We start from the raw sequence: 17,892 nt of genomic DNA, 5'->3' as shown, positions 1-17,892 counted from the left end.
TTTTTTCTAGTGGGCCTGGCCGGGAACCATGCCCATCTGGGTCATGCATGCGCAAGGCGCCCCCATAGGGATCGGTTGCCCCGTCAGGCACACTCCAACCTGGGTAAAGCAACGCTGACTTCCGCCCCCGAACGGACTCTGCATTTGCTGTTGGGGCATCTGACAACATTGACGTTGCGCGTCCCACTGCGGAGCTCCTCTAGACTGAAGCGCTTGCAAGCACTGAAAATTGCATTGCTGAGCAGAAACAGCGAATGATGAGAAACAAACGAAAAGCCAAAATGTTATAAATCTAGTCATAGCTTGTCATCCTTTTTACAAGGATTTGAGAGGCGCGGCGGCCCATCTTGCGCCTTAATCATCCGCATCTTGGTCGCCGACTCGTTAAGACAGAACTCTAAAGGATGGAAGGCATATCCTATTGCCGGACCTGCAGCTTGCAAGGACTTTTCGTTCCCGTAGTAAATGGAAACTGGCTGCCCGTACATCGGTCTACTCTTTGCGACTATCACGAATCTGGTCATAGCAGGCATTGCGTGAGTATCGGTCCATACGTAAGCTGTATAATTCACATCATCTGAAGAGATCAAAACGTCATCTGGGCTCAGATCTGTAATCTGCCCTTGGAAAACGACCTTCGCGATTTGATCCTTGACCAACTGCTCGATCTTTGAGGACGGCGGATAAATCTGTGTATATCCCCACCAAAACATCGAAAATGTCAGACAAAACCCGGCCATAGATATGGCGAAGGTACGATAAGCACGCTGTGATCTAATTCTTTCGTTTAATTCAGTGGGAGACATATCGACAGCATTACTGAGCCGGCGACGGATTATTTCCTGCCCCAACACCAAAACGATAAGTGTATAAAATACTGTAAAAAAGAATGGACCGTATTGCTGGGCAATAGGAGCGAGGTCACCCGCCGACTTTGCTGCATCAATGGCGCTATTCATATCACATGCCCCAAGATTAGATAACGCCATCCAACTGGGTACAAGCTGAGAATATGTCGTCAATCAACATAAAAGCAAGAGGCTTGTCAATCAAGTTGCTAAAAAGCGGTTTTATGAAGAGCCGGCATGCGCCGCAGGCAGGTCATCTGAGACCAGGAGCGACCTTTTGTTTGCGACGATGCATTAGGTCGAAAAATGCGGTGGCAAGATTGTGTACTTACGCGAGGTTACCCTTGGCCCGATCGCTTACCGTCGGGCCAAGGGAAGTCGGTGTCAGTCCTTCCAGCTGACGTTCAGCTTCGCCGCCCCAGCCTCGACGGCCTTCATCAGCGTCTCGTTCGCGAGGTGGCTGTAGCGCATGGTCGACTTGTGATCGGTGTGCCCCAGCACCTTTCCGACCGCGAACAGGTCGACCCCGGCGTTGATCATGAACGACGCCGCCGAGTGGCGCAGGTCGTGGATGCGGAGGCAGGGAAGGCCCGCCGCCGATCGAGCGGTGTCCCACGCCCGCTTGAGGGTGACGTAGGGCTTCAACGTCGCCGGGTTGGGCAACATCCAAGGGCACCCCTCGAACCTCGGCAGCGCCGCGATGACGTCGAGGGCGGCCCGAGACAGCGGCACGTGGCGCGGCTTCCCCGTCTTCGTCGTGGGGATGAACCACGCCTTCCGTTCGAGGTCGACGTGCTCCCACCGGGCCGTCAGCAGCTCGGTCTTCCGCGCGCCGGTCAACAGCAGCAAGCCGACGATCGACTTCAGCTGAGGGTTTTCCGACCACTCAAGTGCGATGAGCAGGCGTTCCGCGTCCTCCGTCGACAGGAACGTCTCCCGCGCGTTGTTGAACCGGCGACGCGGGACGTTGCGGACGGGGTTGGTTTCGGCACCGGGCGTGTTCCACTGGCGACCGAGTTCGAACGATCGGCTGAACATCGCTCTGATCTTCTCGACGGTCGCCGGTGCCAGCCCCCCCGCCTTGAGGGCCAACCACGCGGCGACGTCCTGGGTCTTGATCTCGCTGAGCTTTAGCCGCCCCCAGCGAGGAATGACGTGGAGCCGCAGGATGGACTCGGTGTTGCCGGGGCGACGTTGATGGGTTTTCGCGTAGGTGATGTGCTCGCCGGCCAGTGAGGCATAGGTGGGCACCAGCTTTTTCTGGTCCTTCTGCGCGGCCGGGTTGCCGCCGAGGACGACCTCGGATCGAAGTCGCACCGCCGCCTTGCGGGCCTGTTCAAAGGTGATGTCGGCGGACGTGCCGATCTTCAGTTGACGCTGATGGCCCGCGTCGTCGGTGTAACGCAAGGCGTAGGTTCTCCCGCCGGACGAACGCACTTCGAGCACGAAGCCGGGCGTGACGGTGTCCCAGTAGTCGGTCTTACGGTTGCCCGGCTCGCACGCGGCGGTGAGGGTGACTTGGGCGGATAGCTTGATCTTCGGCATGTACGTGTTCCTTGTGTCTGCCCGTGGACCGGCGCTGGAGGGCGCGGATCGACGCGGCGTGAATGAGGACCGATCGAGGACACCCGCGCTCAGTGGGCCGCTGGCGCCCCTCAGGGGTGCAGCCGAAGCCCGGCAGATGCCCTCGAAAGGCAGTTCAATAATCGGCGTTCCCGATGGCTTTCTTGGCGATCGGGTCGGTGGCCCCACTCGGGGCCGGTACGCTCGGGCGGCGGCGGGCGGCGGGGGCAAAAACGTGAAATCCTGCCGTCCTGACCCGACTGCCGCCGCCCTACGCGGCTAGTCTGACGGCGCTACGACCTCGCCTTCGGCCGCCACCGCTCCCGGCAGGGGCTTGAACACCTTCGCTCCACGCGCCTGCACCTCGTAGGTCCACAGGTGGCGAGAAGGATCCTCGCCGGTGTACTTCTCGATAACGCCGAGAGCCGTCTTCTGGCTGACCCTCGCGAGTTTGGCGGCACCGACCGCCAACTTCATCTTGGTCGTTACACCATAGCTCAGGAAGCTCTGCACGGCCTCGATGACATCGGCATCAGATGCCGCCGGGTCCATGTCGGACACCTCGAATAGGTCAGGGTCGGTCGTCCGCACCGACGTGATCATGGCTTCGTAGCTCAAGCCGTCCTCGACGCTGTAGGTGTAACACGCGCGCTGCACAACGTCCCCGCGCCGCTTGTTGTTATCGAACAGGATCGTCCGGTCATTCGACGGTTCGTCGGAAGCCACCACCGAAATAACGTAGCTGCAATCGAAGTCATCGACGAAGTCACTCGTGCCGCCGTAGATCGGCTTGCCATCAGCACCCGGACGCTTGTTGGTGTGCGCGAGACAGAGGATGGTGCCGCCCTTAAGCACGAACCGACGAAGAAGGTTGGTAAATTGGCTGCTCGCTTTCTTGTCGATCACGGTGACGAACTTCTTCAGCGTGTCGAGGATGATGAACTGACCCTTGGCTTGATCCAACGCGATCATCCGCTCGATTTCGCTGACAAAATTGGAGGAGCGGAAGCCCTTGTAGCCCTCGGCCAAGACGTGGACACCAAACTCTTCAAGCATGTTGAGCTTCGTAGCCAGACCCGAGCTGCTGTCGTCGACGTTGACGTAATAGACGTTGTTGGGATCGATGCGCTTGGCCTGAATGGCGTCAATCAGTAATCGAAGCGCCATAAGCGTCTTGCCGGTGTTCGGTCCGGCGAACCAGATCGTAGCCTGTCCAGCCAGGCACACCGATCCGAGAAGTGGTACCTGAGCTTGAGCTCGTTCGGCCACTTCGAGGCCGTGACCCAGAAGAGAATACTGCCGTAATGGGTTGGTGGACGGATTCTGGGTCGAGATCGGGGATGGCGGTGTAGGCACTTGGATGTTGTCTGGCGCAGCCGTTTCCTGCGACGACGGCGAAATTGTCGCCGTAGAGGGCGTATCGGATACGCGCGGCGGCAGTGCGGCCGTAGTCGAAGACGCGACGGTGTTCTGAGGTGAAGGCGAACTAGGGAACCGCGCAATTATCGCGGCCCTTATGGTTTCGGTACTCATGGCGAATAGTTCCTACCTATAACAAGAGGATCACCGGAGTGGTGATGCGACCGAACGGTCCGCTCTTGCGGGTAGGAAAAATTGAACAAGCACATCGAAGTGAGCCGGTTGGCCTTGTTCAAGGGCTGCCCACGAAACCCATATCGGCGTGATGGGCATGCGCTTCAAGTGACCATCACAGATATCTTGCCACCTGCCGCGGTGTGATCAGCGACGGTTGGCCGGAGAGGGCACCATTACGATGCCCTCTCCAACCGATCGACGTTAGTCGTGACGGCTCAAGTTGCCGTAGCGATCCGCTTGGTACGGGAAGTAATTGCGATCGTCACCGACCAACAAGCCGGTAAACTGGTCGAGGAAGACCTCGGAGAGGTCGGGAAACTCGATGCCGAGCTCGTGAGCCAGGACCTCTCGATCAAAGCCGATGTGATCCACGATCCAGTCGGACGCCCCGACGAGCAAAGGGAGGCCTTTCACCCTCGGATTACTGTTGAGAATCGAACGGAGACAGTTGGTCCGGCTGGATACAGCGAGCGTAGCGGCTGATGGAAACGAGATTTGCATAACACTACCTTTGAATTGATCCGGGTAAAACACCCTGATGCCGACACCGCATCCAGTCGCTGCATGCGGTATCTAAGGGTAAAATGATCTCATAAATCTACTTGGGCAAGACAAAAATTATTCTTTATTGAAAACTCGTCCAATTATGGAGTTAGAAGACTTTGAGCAGGGAAAAATCTCTTATAAGCTTAGAAGTGCATCCACATTGAAAATCGGCTTTATCCTCATTTATGTGCCTTCCGGTAGGAAATAGGCGTAATTTCACCTCGTTCTCTGACTCTGCATCGGGCCCACAACACGGTGGCCCGCCACGAATCAGTGGTGTGCGAGATGCCGACTCGACCGCGGGTTTGAGCCATTTGGATGATTCGTAATGTGTGGCCGCCCGTTCGACGGCTGCGTTGTCGGCGTTAAGGATTGAGGGTGTCTGGTCGGCGGTAAAGTGCGGAGCGGCTTGGAAGGCGACGCGGACCGGCGGGCATGAGGTGGGCAGAGTGCAGTGGAGGAGGCTGAATCAGCAGGAGCCTGTCGCCGCTGATGCTTCCGTCAAGAATGATCGCCTGTGTCTCATTCTGTTGGAATGCTTGTCAGCCGTCGGCCGATCCCTTGACAATTATCCGATGCATCCGACTTATCGGATGTGATTGGGCTGTGACGATCTCAATCAGCTTCCGGCAAGTGCCTGACCGACGCCTCCTGATTTTGGCCTTTGCGTCTAGCCGACACGCATCGTGTCGGCCTACTTAATCAGGAGTATACAAGTGAACACCGAACCCCTCAGGGTCACTTCCATCAACCTTCAGTCGAAGTTTGTGTCGGAGGCGGCGTTGCGCGAGCTGATTGCGAGCAGCGGTCCGAATAAGAACGACCAGGCGATCGTAGCTATAATAGCCTGCCTTGATGCCGGCATCACGACCGAAAGAGAGATTATCGGCATGTTGGGGAGCGTCGGGTTATCACACGGTCATGTCGCGATGATTCTAAAAAAGAACGCCGGCAGCGAACCTGCGCGGCACCACTGGTACCGGGACGCAGCCGGTCACTATAGTGAGCATGGCTAGTCGTTCTTGAGCCCGCCCCGACCCTAGGCCCTGATTTAAGGGCTAAGGTCGGGGCAAAATTTCTAGGTGGCTTGACGCGCAGAGCGGCCGCGAGCGTGGAAGAGCAAGGTGGATGCAGGGTCGCAGAACCGCAGAATTTCAGGTTCTCGCCCCTGGTTCGCGCGGGCGTCCGGAGTGGCCCCGAGAGCGGCGCGGGCCGGCGGGCATGGGGAGGGCAGGGGGTGGCCCGCCGCGGCGCAGAGGAGGCAACCTCGGGCGTCTGCGTGACCGCCCCGCCGCCGCCCCCCGGCCGCCGTCAGCCGTGACGACCCCGCGCCGCGTCGATCGCGGCGAACAATGCCAGCGCGCTCAAGGTCGCGAGCGGATACCGTTCCAGCGTGCTCGCGAAGAGCCCGAAGGCGAGCAGCCCGAACAGGGCTTCCGGCCTGAAGAAAGCACCCCACAGGATCATGACGGCCAGCAGCAGGGCCGCCGCGATGATGGTCGATTGCACCAAGCTGAGGATCACCCCCGCGAGAACGATGTAGGCGAGGACCTTCACGATCCCCACCGGGGGGCGGTCAGCGTCCTTTCATATAAGATACCTCGGCTGGCGCGGTCATTCCGCATGGGTGCGACACAGATTGAGCAACTCGGCGTCGACGCCGTCCGCGTCCTGGATGAGCAGCACGAACGCGAAGCCACCGTTGCCGACGGCGACGATCATCTCGAACCAGCCGCCGACGTCGCGCAGCCAGTCCCAGAAGGGATGGAAGCCGTCGACGCCGCACCGGATGCCGTCGAAGACGTTGACGAGCGGCGAGAAGCCGATCTCGTCGACGATCATCGCCTCTGTGTCGCCCGGCTGGACCACGAGGAAGTGGGTCATGTCGGCCAGGCCATTGGTCTGTAGGGAAGCGACACGGGCGGTCAGCAGTGCGCGCAGGGTCGGGTCGATCGGGGAGCGCAGGGCGTCGTCCGTCGAGGCGGGGTCGTGAAGTGAAAGCATGGTTGGTCCTTTCCGGACATAAAAAAAGCGCCCGTGGAGGATCCACAGACGCGCGCGGTGCCGCTCGATGCGGCGGGCAGGTCGTCGTTTACGGGGTCGGGAGACCGCAGGCATGACGGCACGCGGCCAGTAGATCGGCGTCGACGCCCTCGCGATCCTCGACGAAGAGCACGTGAGCAAAGCCGTCGTCGGTCAGGATGAACACGAGTTCGAACCAGCCGCCGTGATCCTCGATCCACTCCCACGACGGGGTGAAGTCGGGGTTACCGAAGCCGGTCTCGTCGACGAGGTTCTGCAGAACTGAAAAGCCGAGTTCCGCGTCGATCGCGTCCGCGCTGTCGCCCGGCTCGACGATCAGAAAACGTGCGAAACTGCAAAGCTGCGAAACGGTCCCGTCGGTGAGCTGTGCGGCGCGCCGCCTCAAGAGTGGCCCTACAAGCCTATCGAGCGGCGGCGACAAGCCCGACAGCTGGATTGTGTCGGTGATCGTGATCATGTCGTTTTCCTTTGGTCATAAAAAAAGCCCCCAGCGGGATGCTGGAGGCTCGGCGAGATGCGGGCGTTGGATGCTGGGTGGTCGTTATTTGAAGGTTGCGATCACCTTCACGTTGGGCAGTCCGGCGACACGGAGTGGTATTTGAAACAGCGCCGCGACGTCGTTTGTCGCCTGCCGCTTCGCTGCGTTGAGCAGGCCGGGCTGCTGCGCCTGTGCTGCCATCGCCCGACGTGCGTTGGCATAGTTGATCTTGCGCAAAGCTTCGATCTGGCTCTCGTTCCAGGACAATACGCCGCCGTTGATCGTGGTCGCGGTTTCCGGCTGAAAAGCGATGTCTCAATCGTGACCGGCGGAAGCAGGACCCTCACGATTTTCGCTTTCTCGTCGTAGGCGACGTCCGCCAGCGAGAGGTCGGACAAGTTTACGTAGTAGTTCACCACAGCGGGCACGCTCAGTTGCTGTCTGCCCGCGAACACGAACCACTTGACGCGTTCGGTCTGGATCGTCGCGGTGCCCTTTTACGAAAACACCAACAGCCTGTTCTCTTCACGCAAGCTCTCGACCGTCGCGGCGAGCACCTTGGTCGTGTCCACCTGGAGGAATCCGGTGTTTTGCACCAACGTGGCCACCGGCCGCTTATCGGCAATGGCATAGCCGACACCGAGAGCGCTCAGATGCGTAACCACTAGCACCGGGACCAAGGATCTCACGTCCGATCCGCCTGCGGAGTCATAGGTCTCGCTTTTTCCATTGTCGTTGTCCTTATTATTGACCTGTGTTGGGAGTGTACCGGTGAACAAAGGTCGGCGACAGGATGGTCGTCGCGGTGGTCGATTGCTCCGAACCGGGATTGTCCACCGCCAGCAGTGGAGCGTCACGACCGCGCTGATGAGCGCGGCGCGTATCGACGTCGAGCCTGTGACATTATTCATATAAGATACCGCCTTTTGCGCGGTCACTGGGCATGCGGGGGATGCACTAAGGGCTATGAAGGTCTCGATTCGATCGATCGATCAGGGTCGGATGTGAGCAAAAGTACACCACCAAAAAAGTTTGCACCCGGCGTCATGGCTGATTAATGTGAATTTGGTAGGGGCAATGATCACATGAAAACAAAAGCATACGGTGTCGCGCTAGCACTGACGCTTATTGGCTGTGCGGGCGGGCCGGGCCCAGTTGATCAGCGCAACAGCGCGCTGACGCAGGGTAATGTTCAACTCGTCGTGAAAGTAGGCAGCACCACAAAGGCTGACGTGCTAAATTCCTTCGGAGCCCCAAACATTACTACGCGGGATGCATCGGGCGAAGAAGTCTGGAGCTATCAACGCGCTGCCACCGTCTCGCAATCGTCCTCTTCCTCGGAATATTGGACCATACTATTGGCTGGTCAAAGTCGCTCCGCAGCGGGCTTTTCACAAACAAGTCGCATGATGACGCTGATCGTGACGTTCAACGCAAAAGATATTGTCAGCGACTTTCGTAGCCGTACGAGCGATTTTTAAGGGGCAAATAGTATGAAAATTCGTGATTTTCTTTGCGCAGTTAGTCTTGTTGCTCTAATCTCCGCTCCAGTCGTTGCAAAAAAGGTTGAGATGACCCCGATGCAACTTCAAGCTCTTCAGACACATGAGTACAAGACAACAAAAGATCAAGTGTTTGCTTCGGTCGTGAGCGTGTTTCAAGATCTTGGCTATCAAGTAGCTCAGGCAGATATGGGTTCCGGCTTTATTACGGCCGAAAGTGCGAACAAAAACAAAACAAATGTATTGCAAGCTTTCGCGGGGATGTCAGCTTCTGGTCATACGCGTGCTACAGCATTCATTGAACAGATGCCTTCGGGCATGAGCCGGGTTCGATTGAACTTCCTCAACACAAAAAACTCGTCGACAGCCTACGGCCGCTCCAGTGCTGACGACAAACCTGTGCTCGATCCACAGACGTATCAAACTGCATTTAATCGAATTGACGAAGCGTTATTTGAGCGTGGTGCTCTCACCAAGACAGCGACGCCGCAGCCGCCGACAGTCGAAATACCTGTAACAGCTAAAACCTCGATCGTTGATCCTGCTCAGGCCGAGCAAAAACCGAAACCGTAGGCGCTTTGGCGATCTATTTGCGGCTATCTTCTGTCGCGTCGCGACGGCAGCCGTCTCGTAAAACTTGCTCAGGGTCTTCGCTCGGTCGGCTACGAGAACCTGCAAAACGACGTCTCGCAACTGGATCGTATATGATCGGTCCGAATCGACTGCTAATCAGCCACATGACTATTCCCGACTATCAAACTTTGATGCTTCCCGTGCTGACGCTGGCGGCGAACGGCGAAACCCGAGTTCCCGTCGTTTCGGAGAAGATTGCCGACCAATTGGGGCTGTCACAGATCGAACGGGACGAGCTGTTGCCGAGCGGTACGCAGCGCGTGATCCACAACCGTATCCATTGGGCCAAGTTCTACCTGACGCGAGCAGGGTTGATCGATAGCCCCAAGCGTGGCGTATTCGTTGCCAGCGCCGCCGGTAAGGCCCTGTTGTCGACCAACCCGCTAAGGATTGGCGTCGATCTGTTGAGAACCTATCCGGCTTTCGTGAATTTCGAAAACGCGACCGCAACCACCGCCACGAAGGCTGAAGCCCCGGCGGCTGCAGCGCCGGCGTCCTCGTCGGCCACCCCGGAAGAACAGATCGACGCCGCACACGCGGTCTTGGCATCAGCTTTGAGAACTGACTTGCTGACCCGCACGCTCGAACAGAGTCCCGCTTTCTTCGAACGCCTCATCGTCGATTTGCTGGTCGCCATGGGCTATGGCGGCTCGCACGAAAACGCAGCGAAGCGGCTCGGAAAGAGCGGGGATGGCGGCATCGACGGCGTCGTCGATGAGGATCGTCTGGGGCTCGATCGTATTTATGTCCAGGCGAAGAGGTACGCGTCGCACGTGTGCGTAGGGCGTCCAGAAATCCAAGGGTTTGTCGGCAGTTTGGTGGGCTTGGGCGCTGCGAAAGGCGTTTTCGTCACGACTTCCAGCTTCAGCAGCAAGGCAGTCGATTATGCGCGCGGCCTGCAGCAGCGGGTCATTCTGATCGACGGTAACCGGCTGACCGAGCTGATGATGGAATTCGGGGTCGGGGTCAGAGTGAACCGCACGGTTGAGGTAAAGCGGCTAGATGAGGATTTCTTCGGCGAAGAAACGTAGGAGCAGACCCATAAGCCACACGTCGCCCTTTGCTTAGCCCGGGACATTGAGCGGCGCGACGCTGCTCGAAAGTCGGCGTTGATTCCTCCTCGTTTTGAGCCAGATCTGCTCTAGCGGACTGGCAGATTTTCCTGAGCTCGAGCGCGAATGACATACCGCTATTGCGCGACTGGCGTCGGGAGTTCCCGCCCAATCGCCCTACATAGTTCCGGCCGTTTGGCGCTCTTCATTGCTCGCGCCACCCAGCTGACAAACGCGTCCTTCCTAACCCCCTTCATCGCCGCAAGGGACGCGAGCACTAGCTCCTTGCGGTCGTAAATCTTGAGCAGCGACGGTAGATCGTCAGCTGCAATCGAGTCAGCTATCGATTTGCGGACATCTGTGCCGATCCGGGCCACGTCGATCGTGTCGATTTGGCGCATTAGCTCGGCCTGTAGCGCGGCCTCATCTGGCTCGTTGCCGAAACTGACAATCTTGAGCGCGCGATCGATCCGGCGGCGGCAATGGTCAAGCGCGATGGCAGTTTGGGTTTCGGGCCTCGCCGCGTCGGCGAACAGCGCGGTCTTAAGCCGGGCAAGCCGCGCTTGCTTCTCTGACTCGTCGTGAAAATCGTAGTCGAGAATAACCGATGCTACTGTCGGCAGGGCAAGCAGGTTCTCAATCTCGGAAACTGGTAGAACGTAGACGCCCTTAGCGGCGAGGTGCGAGACATCGGTGGCGTCGCGAGAATCTGCGTCGACTACGCCAGCGCAGGTAAGTCGCGTCAGGTCCTTATTAGCGCGCATCAGCTTTACAGACTGGATCACGCGTTCGCAGCTGCCGCGCGCTATCACGGTCATGCTCGGAAAGCAGGCCCGGTATATTACGAGGTCAATGCTATCACCCTCGCCCTCCACGAATAGGATCGGGCGTCGGCCGCCCAAGATCATAGCAGTGAGCTGCTCACTGAAACCAGTGCCCTCAGGCAGGGCCTGCACCTTCCACAACGCGGGCGGCGAGAAACTTTCTAACACGTATGTACGCGCCGGACGCGATGCGGCGAACTCCAGGTCGTGAGTGATCAAAACGAAGGCACAGTCAGGTCGCTCCGCCTCCAACTCGTCCCAAAGGCGGGCGAGAATAGAGCGATGGACGTGCAACTCGGGCTCGTCGAAAATTAGGATGCTGGCAGGGTCAGTGAACAGCACCTGCCCGATCATGTAAAAAACTGAGCGTTCGCCGTCGCTCATCTCAGCGGCGCTATAGAGCGGGATGTCCGGATCTTCTGCCGAGCCGACCTCTATGGTGTCGCCGCGCGGGAATAGCCGCTTAGTCGGTAGGACCCGCTCCCATACTGCTTTGAGTCGTTGGAAAGCGGTCAGCTTCGGTTCGTCTCGTCGGCCCTCGTGCGCTTGAATGTGCGTATCGAGCGCGACGTTGTTCTGCTCGGCAAAAAGCCATTGTAGCAAAGCATCAAAGTCGTTGAGCAGGTGGGTCGCGGACTTCGAGCCCCAGCGACTTCCATTCCTGACACCCGTTATTTGATGCTCTTCAAGGCGTTGCCCCCTGTTCGAATAACCGGTCCGGAGCGCTTGCCGACTGTCCGCCTGGCTGATCTTGGGGACGTTAGGGTCAAGTGTCAGCGCCCGATGCGCGGCGATGCGGTGCGCGCCAGTGCCCGCAAGCTCCTCCAGCATGGCTGCCAGCCGCGTCTTGCCGCTGCCGTTCGCGCCCACGAAGATAGTGGTTTCACCCGCCTCCAACGACACCGAAAGTTGCGCGCCTGGAATGACAAACTGAAAAGGGAGCGGCATAACGATTATATCTCGGCTATGAATTATCGTTAATACTCTTGATGCTTGGCAATCGTCTACGGGCGGGACGATCGTCTTTGTTACGCGCGGTATTTGGTCACCGGCTAAGGTCGTGCAAGAGCGCATGCGCCGGTCCCCTTATGTACCGATTGACGGAAATCCGACTCGAAATGCCGTGGGTCGGCCGCGTCTACCTAGCCAAAGTGCCCCAAACAGGACCGAGCCGGCTGCCCTTGCGAAAGCGGCTTCGGCAAGCGACCTACGGATTACCTTGTGGAAAGACTGGTGCCGCTTAGAGGACTCGAACCTCCGACCCCATCATTACGAATGATGTGCTCTACCGGCTGAGCTAAAGCGGCACGGTGCGGCGGCATAGCAGCGGGTTCGGCGGGGCACAAGCAAGTAGCGACGGTCGTCGCCGTTACATCGATGGTCGCCCCCAGACTCGAGGACCGCCCGTGAAGCATGCGTCGATCATCGAACAACGCCGCCGCCGTGAACCAGACTTCGACCTGCCGCCGCAATTCGCCGGGGTGGACGACCGCCGGCTCGGCGGACGGATCATCGCATCATGGACCGAAGGCTGCGGCCGTCGGCGGCTGCCGGCAGCGGGAGAGTTTCGGGCGGCGCTCGACGCAGAGTGGTTGCCAAACCTCGTCTGGCTCGACTCGAGCGCCGTGCGCAATGCCGGGGCGTCGGTCGCGTCGACGTTCGGCGTCACCCCTGGGCCCTTGCCGGTACAGAGCCCGTTCGGCCGCGCGCTGGCACTCGCCGCCCACCGAAGCGAGCGCGACGCGATGCCGGCGCGGCTCCAGGGCGGTTTTGCCCGGTCTCCCGGCGGCCCGGTGACATTGCTGACGCGCGGCGTCGTCCTGCCGCTCGACCCCGGCGAGGACGACGCAACGGCGTGTGCGGTCATCACCTGGACCGAATCACTGCCGACGTTCGACAGCGACCGGCTGCGGCACGAACTGTGGCTCTCGCTCACCAGCCGAGCGGATGGCGCGATGCGTTGAACCGGCCGCCCCCGCCTTGTCGCCGCCGTCAGCGCGACGCATAAGCGCGCCGCGAGCCGGAGCGGGAGTTGGACATGGCGACGATTGGTCAAACCGGCGCGGTAACGCCCGGCGAACGCGCGCTGGCGGCGGCATTGTTCGATTCGGCATTGCCCGGCGAGGCCGATAACATCGATAATGCCGCAGCGGCGCGGATCGTTGCCTTCGTCGAGGCGGCGGCGGCGGTCAGGCTTCCGGGCACCCCGGTGGTGTCGCTCGAAGCCGCGACCGCCGAGCGCGCGCATCCCGGGCGGCGGCGGCTGGCGCTGGCGATCGTCAACGACAACATGCCGTTCCTCGTCGACTCGGTGTCGCTCGCGATCACCGCGGCGGGGCTCGGGATCGACCGGCTGCTCCATCCGATCGTCGACGTCCGCCGCGATGCGGACGGGCGGTTGGTCAAGCTGATCGGCATCGGCGCGGGTCCGATCCCCGAAGGCGCGACGCGCGAATCGATCATCTATATCGAGCTCGAACGCGCCGGCGCGCGCAGCCGGGCCGACCTGCTCGATGCGCTCGGCCGGGTGCTCGACGATGTCCGCGCCGCCGTCGCCGACTGGCCGGCGATGCTGGCGATGCTCCACGAGTCGACGCGCGCGCTCGGCGAGAACCCGCCGCCGATCGCGCCGCATGCGAGTGCCGAGGCGATGGCGTTCCTCGAATGGCTTGCCGCTGACCGCTTCACTTTGCTCGGCACTCGCCGTTACGCGCTCGACGGCAACGGCGACGAGCTGCCCGACGCGACCGGGCTTGGGCTGTTGCGCGATCCCGCATTCAAGGTGTGGGACGACGACGGCCCGGCGACGTCGGCGTCGTTGCGGCGCTTCCTGACATCGCCCGAACCGCTGCTGATCACCAAGGCTGGGGCACTGTCGACCGTCCACCGACGGGTCAACGCCGACCTGATCGCGGTCAAGACCTTCGACCGCGAAGGCCGCGCCATTGCCGAGACGCGCTTCGTCGGGCTATTCACCAGCGCCGCGCTGGCGACCAGCCCACGCAACGTGCCGCTGCTCCGCCGCAAGGTCGCGGGGATCACCGACGCGCTCGGCTTCGATCCAAAGGGGCATACCGGCAAGGCGCTCGCGCATGTCATCGAAGGCTTCCCGCGCGAGGAGCTGTTCGAGACGACCCCGGCGCGGTTGCGGACGATGGCGCTCGGGCTGTTGTCGCTGCTCGACCGGCCGCGGCCGAAGCTGTTCGCGCGCGCCGATGCCTTCGGGCGCTTCGTCTCGGTGCTCGTCTACGTCCCGCGCGATGCCTATACCAGCGGCGTCCGCGAGAGCGTCGGTGCGATGCTGACGACGGCGTTCGACGGCACGCTGACGCGGTATGAGGTCGAGCTGCGCGCCGAAGGGTTGGCGCGGGTCCATTATGTCATCGCCGTCCAGCACGACGTCGGCGAGATCGACGAAGCGGCGCTCGACGCCCAGCTCGATGCGCTCGTCCGCGGCTGGGACGAAGCGCTCGAGACCGCGCTGATCGACGCCGTCGGTCCCGCGCGCGCCGCCCGCCTTACGCTCGCCAGCGGCAAGGGGTTCTCGGCGAGTTACCGCGCGCAATATTCGGCGGTCGAGGCTGCAGCCGACATGGTCGCACTGGCGCGGCTCGACGACGACCACGGGCGTGCGGTTCAGCTCTACCGCCGCGACGGCGACTTGGCCCACCAGCTTCGCCTCAAGATCTACCGCGCGGGCAAGATCATCGCGCTGTCGGACGCGGTCCCGGTGCTCGAGAACTTCGGCCTGCGGGTAATCGAGGAGTTCCCCTTCGACCTCGATGACGGTGCAGGCTGGGTCCATGATTTCCTCCTCGAAGCCGCCGACACAGCCGAACGCTTCGACCTTGCCGCGCTCAAGTCGCGGGTTGAACCGGCGCTGACCGCGGTACTGCTCGGCACACAGGAGAATGACGGCTTCAACGCGCTGGTTATCGCCGCCGGGCTCGACGCCGAGGAGGCGGGCTGGCTGCGTGCTTATTTCCGCTACCTCCGCCAGACCGGGGTCAGCTACGGCCTGATGACCGTCGTCGACGCGCTGCGCCGCTACCCCGGCATCACCCGCGACCTCATCAGCTTCTTCCGGGGGCGGTTTGAGCGCGCCAAGGACACCTCGACCGACGCAATCGACGCCGGGCTCGCCGATGTCACCGCGATCGACGACGACCGCATCCTCCGCCTCTATCGCTCGGTTATCGCGGCGACGTTGCGGACCAACGCCTTCGTCCCCGGCGGCCCCGAGGCACTCGCCTTCAAGCTCGATAGCAGCGCCGTCCCCGGGCTGCCGCGCCCGGTCCCGTACCGCGAGATCTGGGTGTTCAGCCCGCGCGTCGAGGGCATCCATCTGCGCTACGGCCCGATCGCGCGCGGCGGCTTGCGCTGGTCCGACCGGCGCGACGACTTCCGCACCGAGGTGCTCGGGCTGGTCAAGGCGCAGAAGGTCAAGAACACCGTCATCGTGCCCACCGGGGCGAAGGGCGGCTTCTACCCCAAGCTGCTCCCGGCACCGTCGAATCGCGACGCGTGGCTCGCCGAAGGAACCGAGGCGTACAAGATCTTCGTCCGCGCCCTGCTGTCGCTGACCGACAACCTCGCGGTCGATGGCAGCAACATCCCGCCCGCGCACGTCGTCTGCCGCGACGCACCCGACCCGTATCTCGTCGTCGCCGCCGACAAGGGAACCGCGACCTTCTCCGACACCGCGAACCAGATTGCCCTCGATGCGGGCTTCTGGCTCGGCGACGCCTTCGCTTCCGGAGGGCGGGTCGGCTACGACCACAAAGCGATGGCGATCACTGCCAAGGGCGCGTGGATTTCGGTCCAGCGGCACTTCCGCGAGCTTGGCCACGACGTGCAGACCGAACCAACGACGGTCGTCGGCGTCGGCGACATGTCGGGCGACGTTTTCGGCAACGGCATGCTGTTGTCGTCGGAGATTCGCCTGCTGGCGGCGTTCGATCATCGCCACATCTTCCTCGACCCCACCCCCGATGCCGCCGCGAGCGTCGCCGAGCGCCAGCGGCTGTTCGTGCTGCCGCGGTCGTCGTGGGACGATTACGACAAGGCGCTGCTGTCGCCCGGTGGCGGGGTTTTCCCGCGCAGCCAGAAGGCGATTCCGATCAGCGCCGAGGTCAAGGCCGCGCTCGGCATCGCCGCCGACACGCTGTCGCCGTCGGAGCTGATCGTCGCGATCCTGACAGCCAAGGTCGACCTGTTGTGGTTCGGCGGGATCGGCACCTACGTCAAGGCGGCGGGCGAATCGAACAACGACGTCGGCGACCGGGCCAATGACGGCCACCGGATCGACGGCGCGATGATCGGCGCGAAGGTCGTCGGGGAAGGCGCGAACCTCGGCCTGACGCAGGCGGGGCGGATCGAGTTCGCCAGCAAGGGTGGACGCCTCAACACCGACTTCATCGACAATTCGGCGGGGGTCGACTGCTCGGACAACGAGGTCAACATCAAGATCGCGCTGAACGCCGAGGTCGCCGCCGGGCGGCTGACCGAGGACGCGCGCAACGAGCTGCTGGCGTCGATGACCGACGACGTCGCGACGCTCGTGCTCCGCGACAACATCCTGCAGACGCAGGCGTTGAGCATCGCCGAGCGTGGCGGCGTTGCGGCGCTGCCGGGGCATATCCGGCTGATCGAGATGCTCGAGGACGGTGCCGCCGAGCTCGACCGCAAGGTCGAGGGACTGGCGTCGGACGAGGTCCTCGCGCAGCGCGGCCGGTCGGGGCAGGGGCTAGAACGTCCCGAGCTCGCGGTCGTCCTCGCCTATGCCAAGATGGCGGTTTACGACGCGCTCGTCATCAGCCCGCTGGTAACCGACGCGCTGCTCGTCCCCGACCTTCACGCCGCGTTCCCGCGGGCGATGCAGGAGCGCTTTGCCGCCGCGATCGACGACCACCGGCTGCGGCGCGAGCTGATCGCGACCAAGCTGGCGAACGAACTGGTCAATCGGGGCGGGCTGACGCTGCCGTTCGAACTCGCCGAGGAGTTCGGGGTCGACCTCGCCGAGGTCGCCGGGGCGTTTGTCGCCGCGCGCGACCTGTTCGACTTCCGGGGGCTGTGGGCGGCGATCGATGCCGCGCCGGTCGCGGGGCCGGTTCACCTCGATCTCCACGTCGACGCGGTCGCTGCGCTGCGGATGCAGATGGCCGACCTGCTGCGCGCGGGAAGCTGTCTCGCGCCGTCGGCACTTGTCGAGCGCCTCGCGCCCGGCATTGCGCGGCTCGGCGATGCGCTCGGCCAGTTGCTCCGGCCCGAGCCTAAGGCGCAGATCGACCGCTTCGCCGCGCGGCTCGCCGCGATGGGGGCACCCGCCGATGTCGCCGAGCAACTGGTGCGGATCACCTCGCTCGACGGCGCGATCGGCACTGGGCTGCTTGCCGCCGATCTCGGCGTTCCCGAGGCGGCGATCGCGAGCGCCTATACCGGGCTCGGCGAAGCGACCGGGCTCGACTGGGCGAAGGGCGCGACCGCCGCGCTGACGCCTGCCGATCCGTGGGAGCGGCTGCTCCAGGCGGGGCTGGTCCGCGATTTCGAGGCGCTGCGACTCGACCTGCTCCGCCGGATCGTACCTGCGGGCGGTGACCCCACCGCTGCCGTCACTGTTTGGCAAGCCGCCAACGCCGATCGCCTCGCGCGAATCGCTGGGCCGATCGCCCGGGCGCGGAGCGGCGGGCCAGTAACGACGGCGATGCTGGCGCATCTGGCGAGCCAGGCGCGGGCGGCAATGGCGGGCTGACGATGAGAACGCGTTGACGATGCCACCCGTGGGCAACCCGACCCGGATCGCCGCTA

General features: G+C 62.0%; 16 protein-coding genes and 1 tRNA gene. 6 read left to right on the top strand and 11 right to left on the bottom strand.

Going from position 1 to position 17,892, the window contains the following annotated elements; all coding sequences use genetic code 11:
* Positions 1–296: 296 nt before the first annotated feature.
* The 4 genes from KZX46_RS20900 to KZX46_RS20885 form a co-directional block, all read right to left on the bottom strand.
* Complete coding sequence (locus tag KZX46_RS20900; RefSeq protein WP_219775553.1) at positions 297–959, bottom strand: hypothetical protein; 663 nt, start codon at positions 957–959, stop codon at positions 297–299.
* 273 nt (positions 960–1,232) lie between these two features.
* On the bottom strand, positions 1,233–2,393 hold the full coding sequence (locus KZX46_RS20895; RefSeq protein WP_219775552.1) for a site-specific integrase: 1,161 nt from the start codon (positions 2,391–2,393) through the stop codon (positions 1,233–1,235).
* Between the two features lie 297 nt (positions 2,394–2,690).
* Positions 2,691–3,944 (bottom strand): AAA family ATPase, encoded by a 1,254-nt coding sequence (locus tag KZX46_RS20890; protein WP_219775551.1) that lies wholly within the window; start codon positions 3,942–3,944, stop codon positions 2,691–2,693.
* Between the two features lie 264 nt (positions 3,945–4,208).
* Positions 4,209–4,421, bottom strand: coding sequence for a hypothetical protein (locus KZX46_RS20885; RefSeq protein WP_219775550.1), 213 nt, complete (start codon positions 4,419–4,421; stop codon positions 4,209–4,211).
* Positions 4,422–5,269: 848 nt separating this feature from the next.
* On the opposite strand from KZX46_RS20885, the gene KZX46_RS20880 reads away from it, so the two are divergent.
* Complete coding sequence (locus tag KZX46_RS20880) at positions 5,270–5,569, top strand: hypothetical protein (RefSeq protein ID WP_219775549.1); 300 nt, start codon at positions 5,270–5,272, stop codon at positions 5,567–5,569.
* Positions 5,570–5,864: 295 nt separating this feature from the next.
* Here KZX46_RS20880 and KZX46_RS20875 read toward each other — a convergent pair whose 3' ends face one another.
* From KZX46_RS20875 to KZX46_RS20855, 5 genes are all read right to left on the bottom strand, one after another.
* Positions 5,865–6,110: a hypothetical protein gene (locus KZX46_RS20875; protein WP_219775548.1), complete on the bottom strand. Its 246-nt coding sequence runs from the start codon at positions 6,108–6,110 to the stop codon at positions 5,865–5,867.
* 57 nt (positions 6,111–6,167) lie between these two features.
* On the bottom strand, positions 6,168–6,671 hold the full coding sequence (locus KZX46_RS20870; RefSeq protein ID WP_219775547.1) for a hypothetical protein: 504 nt from the start codon (positions 6,669–6,671) through the stop codon (positions 6,168–6,170).
* Positions 6,646–7,053: a hypothetical protein gene (locus KZX46_RS20865; protein ID WP_219775546.1), complete on the bottom strand. Its 408-nt coding sequence runs from the start codon at positions 7,051–7,053 to the stop codon at positions 6,646–6,648. The genes KZX46_RS20870 and KZX46_RS20865 overlap by 26 nt, the downstream gene beginning before the upstream one ends.
* A gap of 84 nt (positions 7,054–7,137) precedes the next feature.
* Entirely contained in the window at positions 7,138–7,341 is a 204-nt protein-coding gene (locus KZX46_RS20860) for a hypothetical protein (RefSeq protein WP_219775545.1), read from the bottom strand.
* A 230-nt stretch (positions 7,342–7,571) separates the two neighbouring features.
* The gene (locus KZX46_RS20855) at positions 7,572–7,763 is read right to left on the bottom strand and encodes a hypothetical protein (protein ID WP_219775544.1); all 192 of its coding nucleotides are present in this window, start codon (positions 7,761–7,763) and stop codon (positions 7,572–7,574) included.
* 396 nt (positions 7,764–8,159) lie between these two features.
* Between KZX46_RS20855 and KZX46_RS20850 the strand changes: the two genes are divergently transcribed.
* From KZX46_RS20850 to KZX46_RS20840, 3 genes are all read left to right on the top strand, one after another.
* Positions 8,160–8,555, top strand: coding sequence for a hypothetical protein (locus KZX46_RS20850; RefSeq protein ID WP_219775543.1), 396 nt, complete (start codon positions 8,160–8,162; stop codon positions 8,553–8,555).
* A 12-nt stretch (positions 8,556–8,567) separates the two neighbouring features.
* On the top strand, positions 8,568–9,149 hold the full coding sequence (locus KZX46_RS20845; RefSeq protein ID WP_219775542.1) for a hypothetical protein: 582 nt from the start codon (positions 8,568–8,570) through the stop codon (positions 9,147–9,149).
* 131 nt (positions 9,150–9,280) lie between these two features.
* Positions 9,281–10,240, top strand: coding sequence for a restriction endonuclease (locus KZX46_RS20840; protein ID WP_226896079.1), 960 nt, complete (start codon positions 9,281–9,283; stop codon positions 10,238–10,240).
* Positions 10,241–10,398: 158 nt separating this feature from the next.
* Here KZX46_RS20840 and KZX46_RS20835 read toward each other — a convergent pair whose 3' ends face one another.
* Positions 10,399–12,033 (bottom strand): AAA family ATPase, encoded by a 1,635-nt coding sequence (locus KZX46_RS20835; protein ID WP_219775541.1) that lies wholly within the window; start codon positions 12,031–12,033, stop codon positions 10,399–10,401.
* A gap of 283 nt (positions 12,034–12,316) precedes the next feature.
* A tRNA-Thr gene (locus tag KZX46_RS20830) sits at positions 12,317–12,392 on the bottom strand.
* 99 nt (positions 12,393–12,491) lie between these two features.
* Here KZX46_RS20830 and KZX46_RS20825 point away from each other — a divergent pair.
* Together KZX46_RS20825 and KZX46_RS20820 are read left to right on the top strand one after the other, a co-directional pair.
* Positions 12,492–13,049: a hypothetical protein gene (locus KZX46_RS20825; RefSeq protein WP_219775540.1), complete on the top strand. Its 558-nt coding sequence runs from the start codon at positions 12,492–12,494 to the stop codon at positions 13,047–13,049.
* Between the two features lie 74 nt (positions 13,050–13,123).
* Entirely contained in the window at positions 13,124–17,836 is a 4,713-nt protein-coding gene (locus tag KZX46_RS20820) for an NAD-glutamate dehydrogenase (protein ID WP_219775539.1), read from the top strand.
* Positions 17,837–17,892 lie beyond the last annotated feature (56 nt).

This window comes from Polymorphobacter sp. PAMC 29334 (assembly GCF_019431245.1).
In the GTDB taxonomy this organism is placed as follows: domain Bacteria; phylum Pseudomonadota; class Alphaproteobacteria; order Sphingomonadales; family Sphingomonadaceae; genus Polymorphobacter_B; species Polymorphobacter_B megasporae.
This window is presented reverse-complemented; position numbering and strand designations above follow the sequence as displayed.

What these genes read in the sequence shown, in the direction of transcription:
- KZX46_RS20900 (WP_219775553.1), bottom strand. Translation starts at nt 959, where the DNA reads ATGAATAGCGCCATTGATGCAGCAAAGTCGGCGGGTGACCTCGCTCCT.
- KZX46_RS20895 (WP_219775552.1), bottom strand. Translation starts at nt 2,393, where the DNA reads ATGCCGAAGATCAAGCTATCCGCCCAAGTCACCCTCACCGCCGCGTGC.
- KZX46_RS20890 (WP_219775551.1), bottom strand. Translation starts at nt 3,944, where the DNA reads ATGAGTACCGAAACCATAAGGGCCGCGATAATTGCGCGGTTCCCTAGT.
- KZX46_RS20870 (WP_219775547.1), bottom strand. Translation starts at nt 6,671, where the DNA reads ATGCCTGCGGTCTCCCGACCCCGTAAACGACGACCTGCCCGCCGCATC.
- KZX46_RS20865 (WP_219775546.1), bottom strand. Translation starts at nt 7,053, where the DNA reads ATGATCACGATCACCGACACAATCCAGCTGTCGGGCTTGTCGCCGCCG.
- KZX46_RS20850 (WP_219775543.1), top strand. Translation starts at nt 8,160, where the DNA reads ATGAAAACAAAAGCATACGGTGTCGCGCTAGCACTGACGCTTATTGGC.
- KZX46_RS20845 (WP_219775542.1), top strand. Translation starts at nt 8,568, where the DNA reads ATGAAAATTCGTGATTTTCTTTGCGCAGTTAGTCTTGTTGCTCTAATC.
- KZX46_RS20840 (WP_226896079.1), top strand. Translation starts at nt 9,281, where the DNA reads ATGATCGGTCCGAATCGACTGCTAATCAGCCACATGACTATTCCCGAC.
- KZX46_RS20835 (WP_219775541.1), bottom strand. Translation starts at nt 12,033, where the DNA reads ATGCCGCTCCCTTTTCAGTTTGTCATTCCAGGCGCGCAACTTTCGGTG.
- KZX46_RS20820 (WP_219775539.1), top strand. Translation starts at nt 13,124, where the DNA reads ATGGCGACGATTGGTCAAACCGGCGCGGTAACGCCCGGCGAACGCGCG.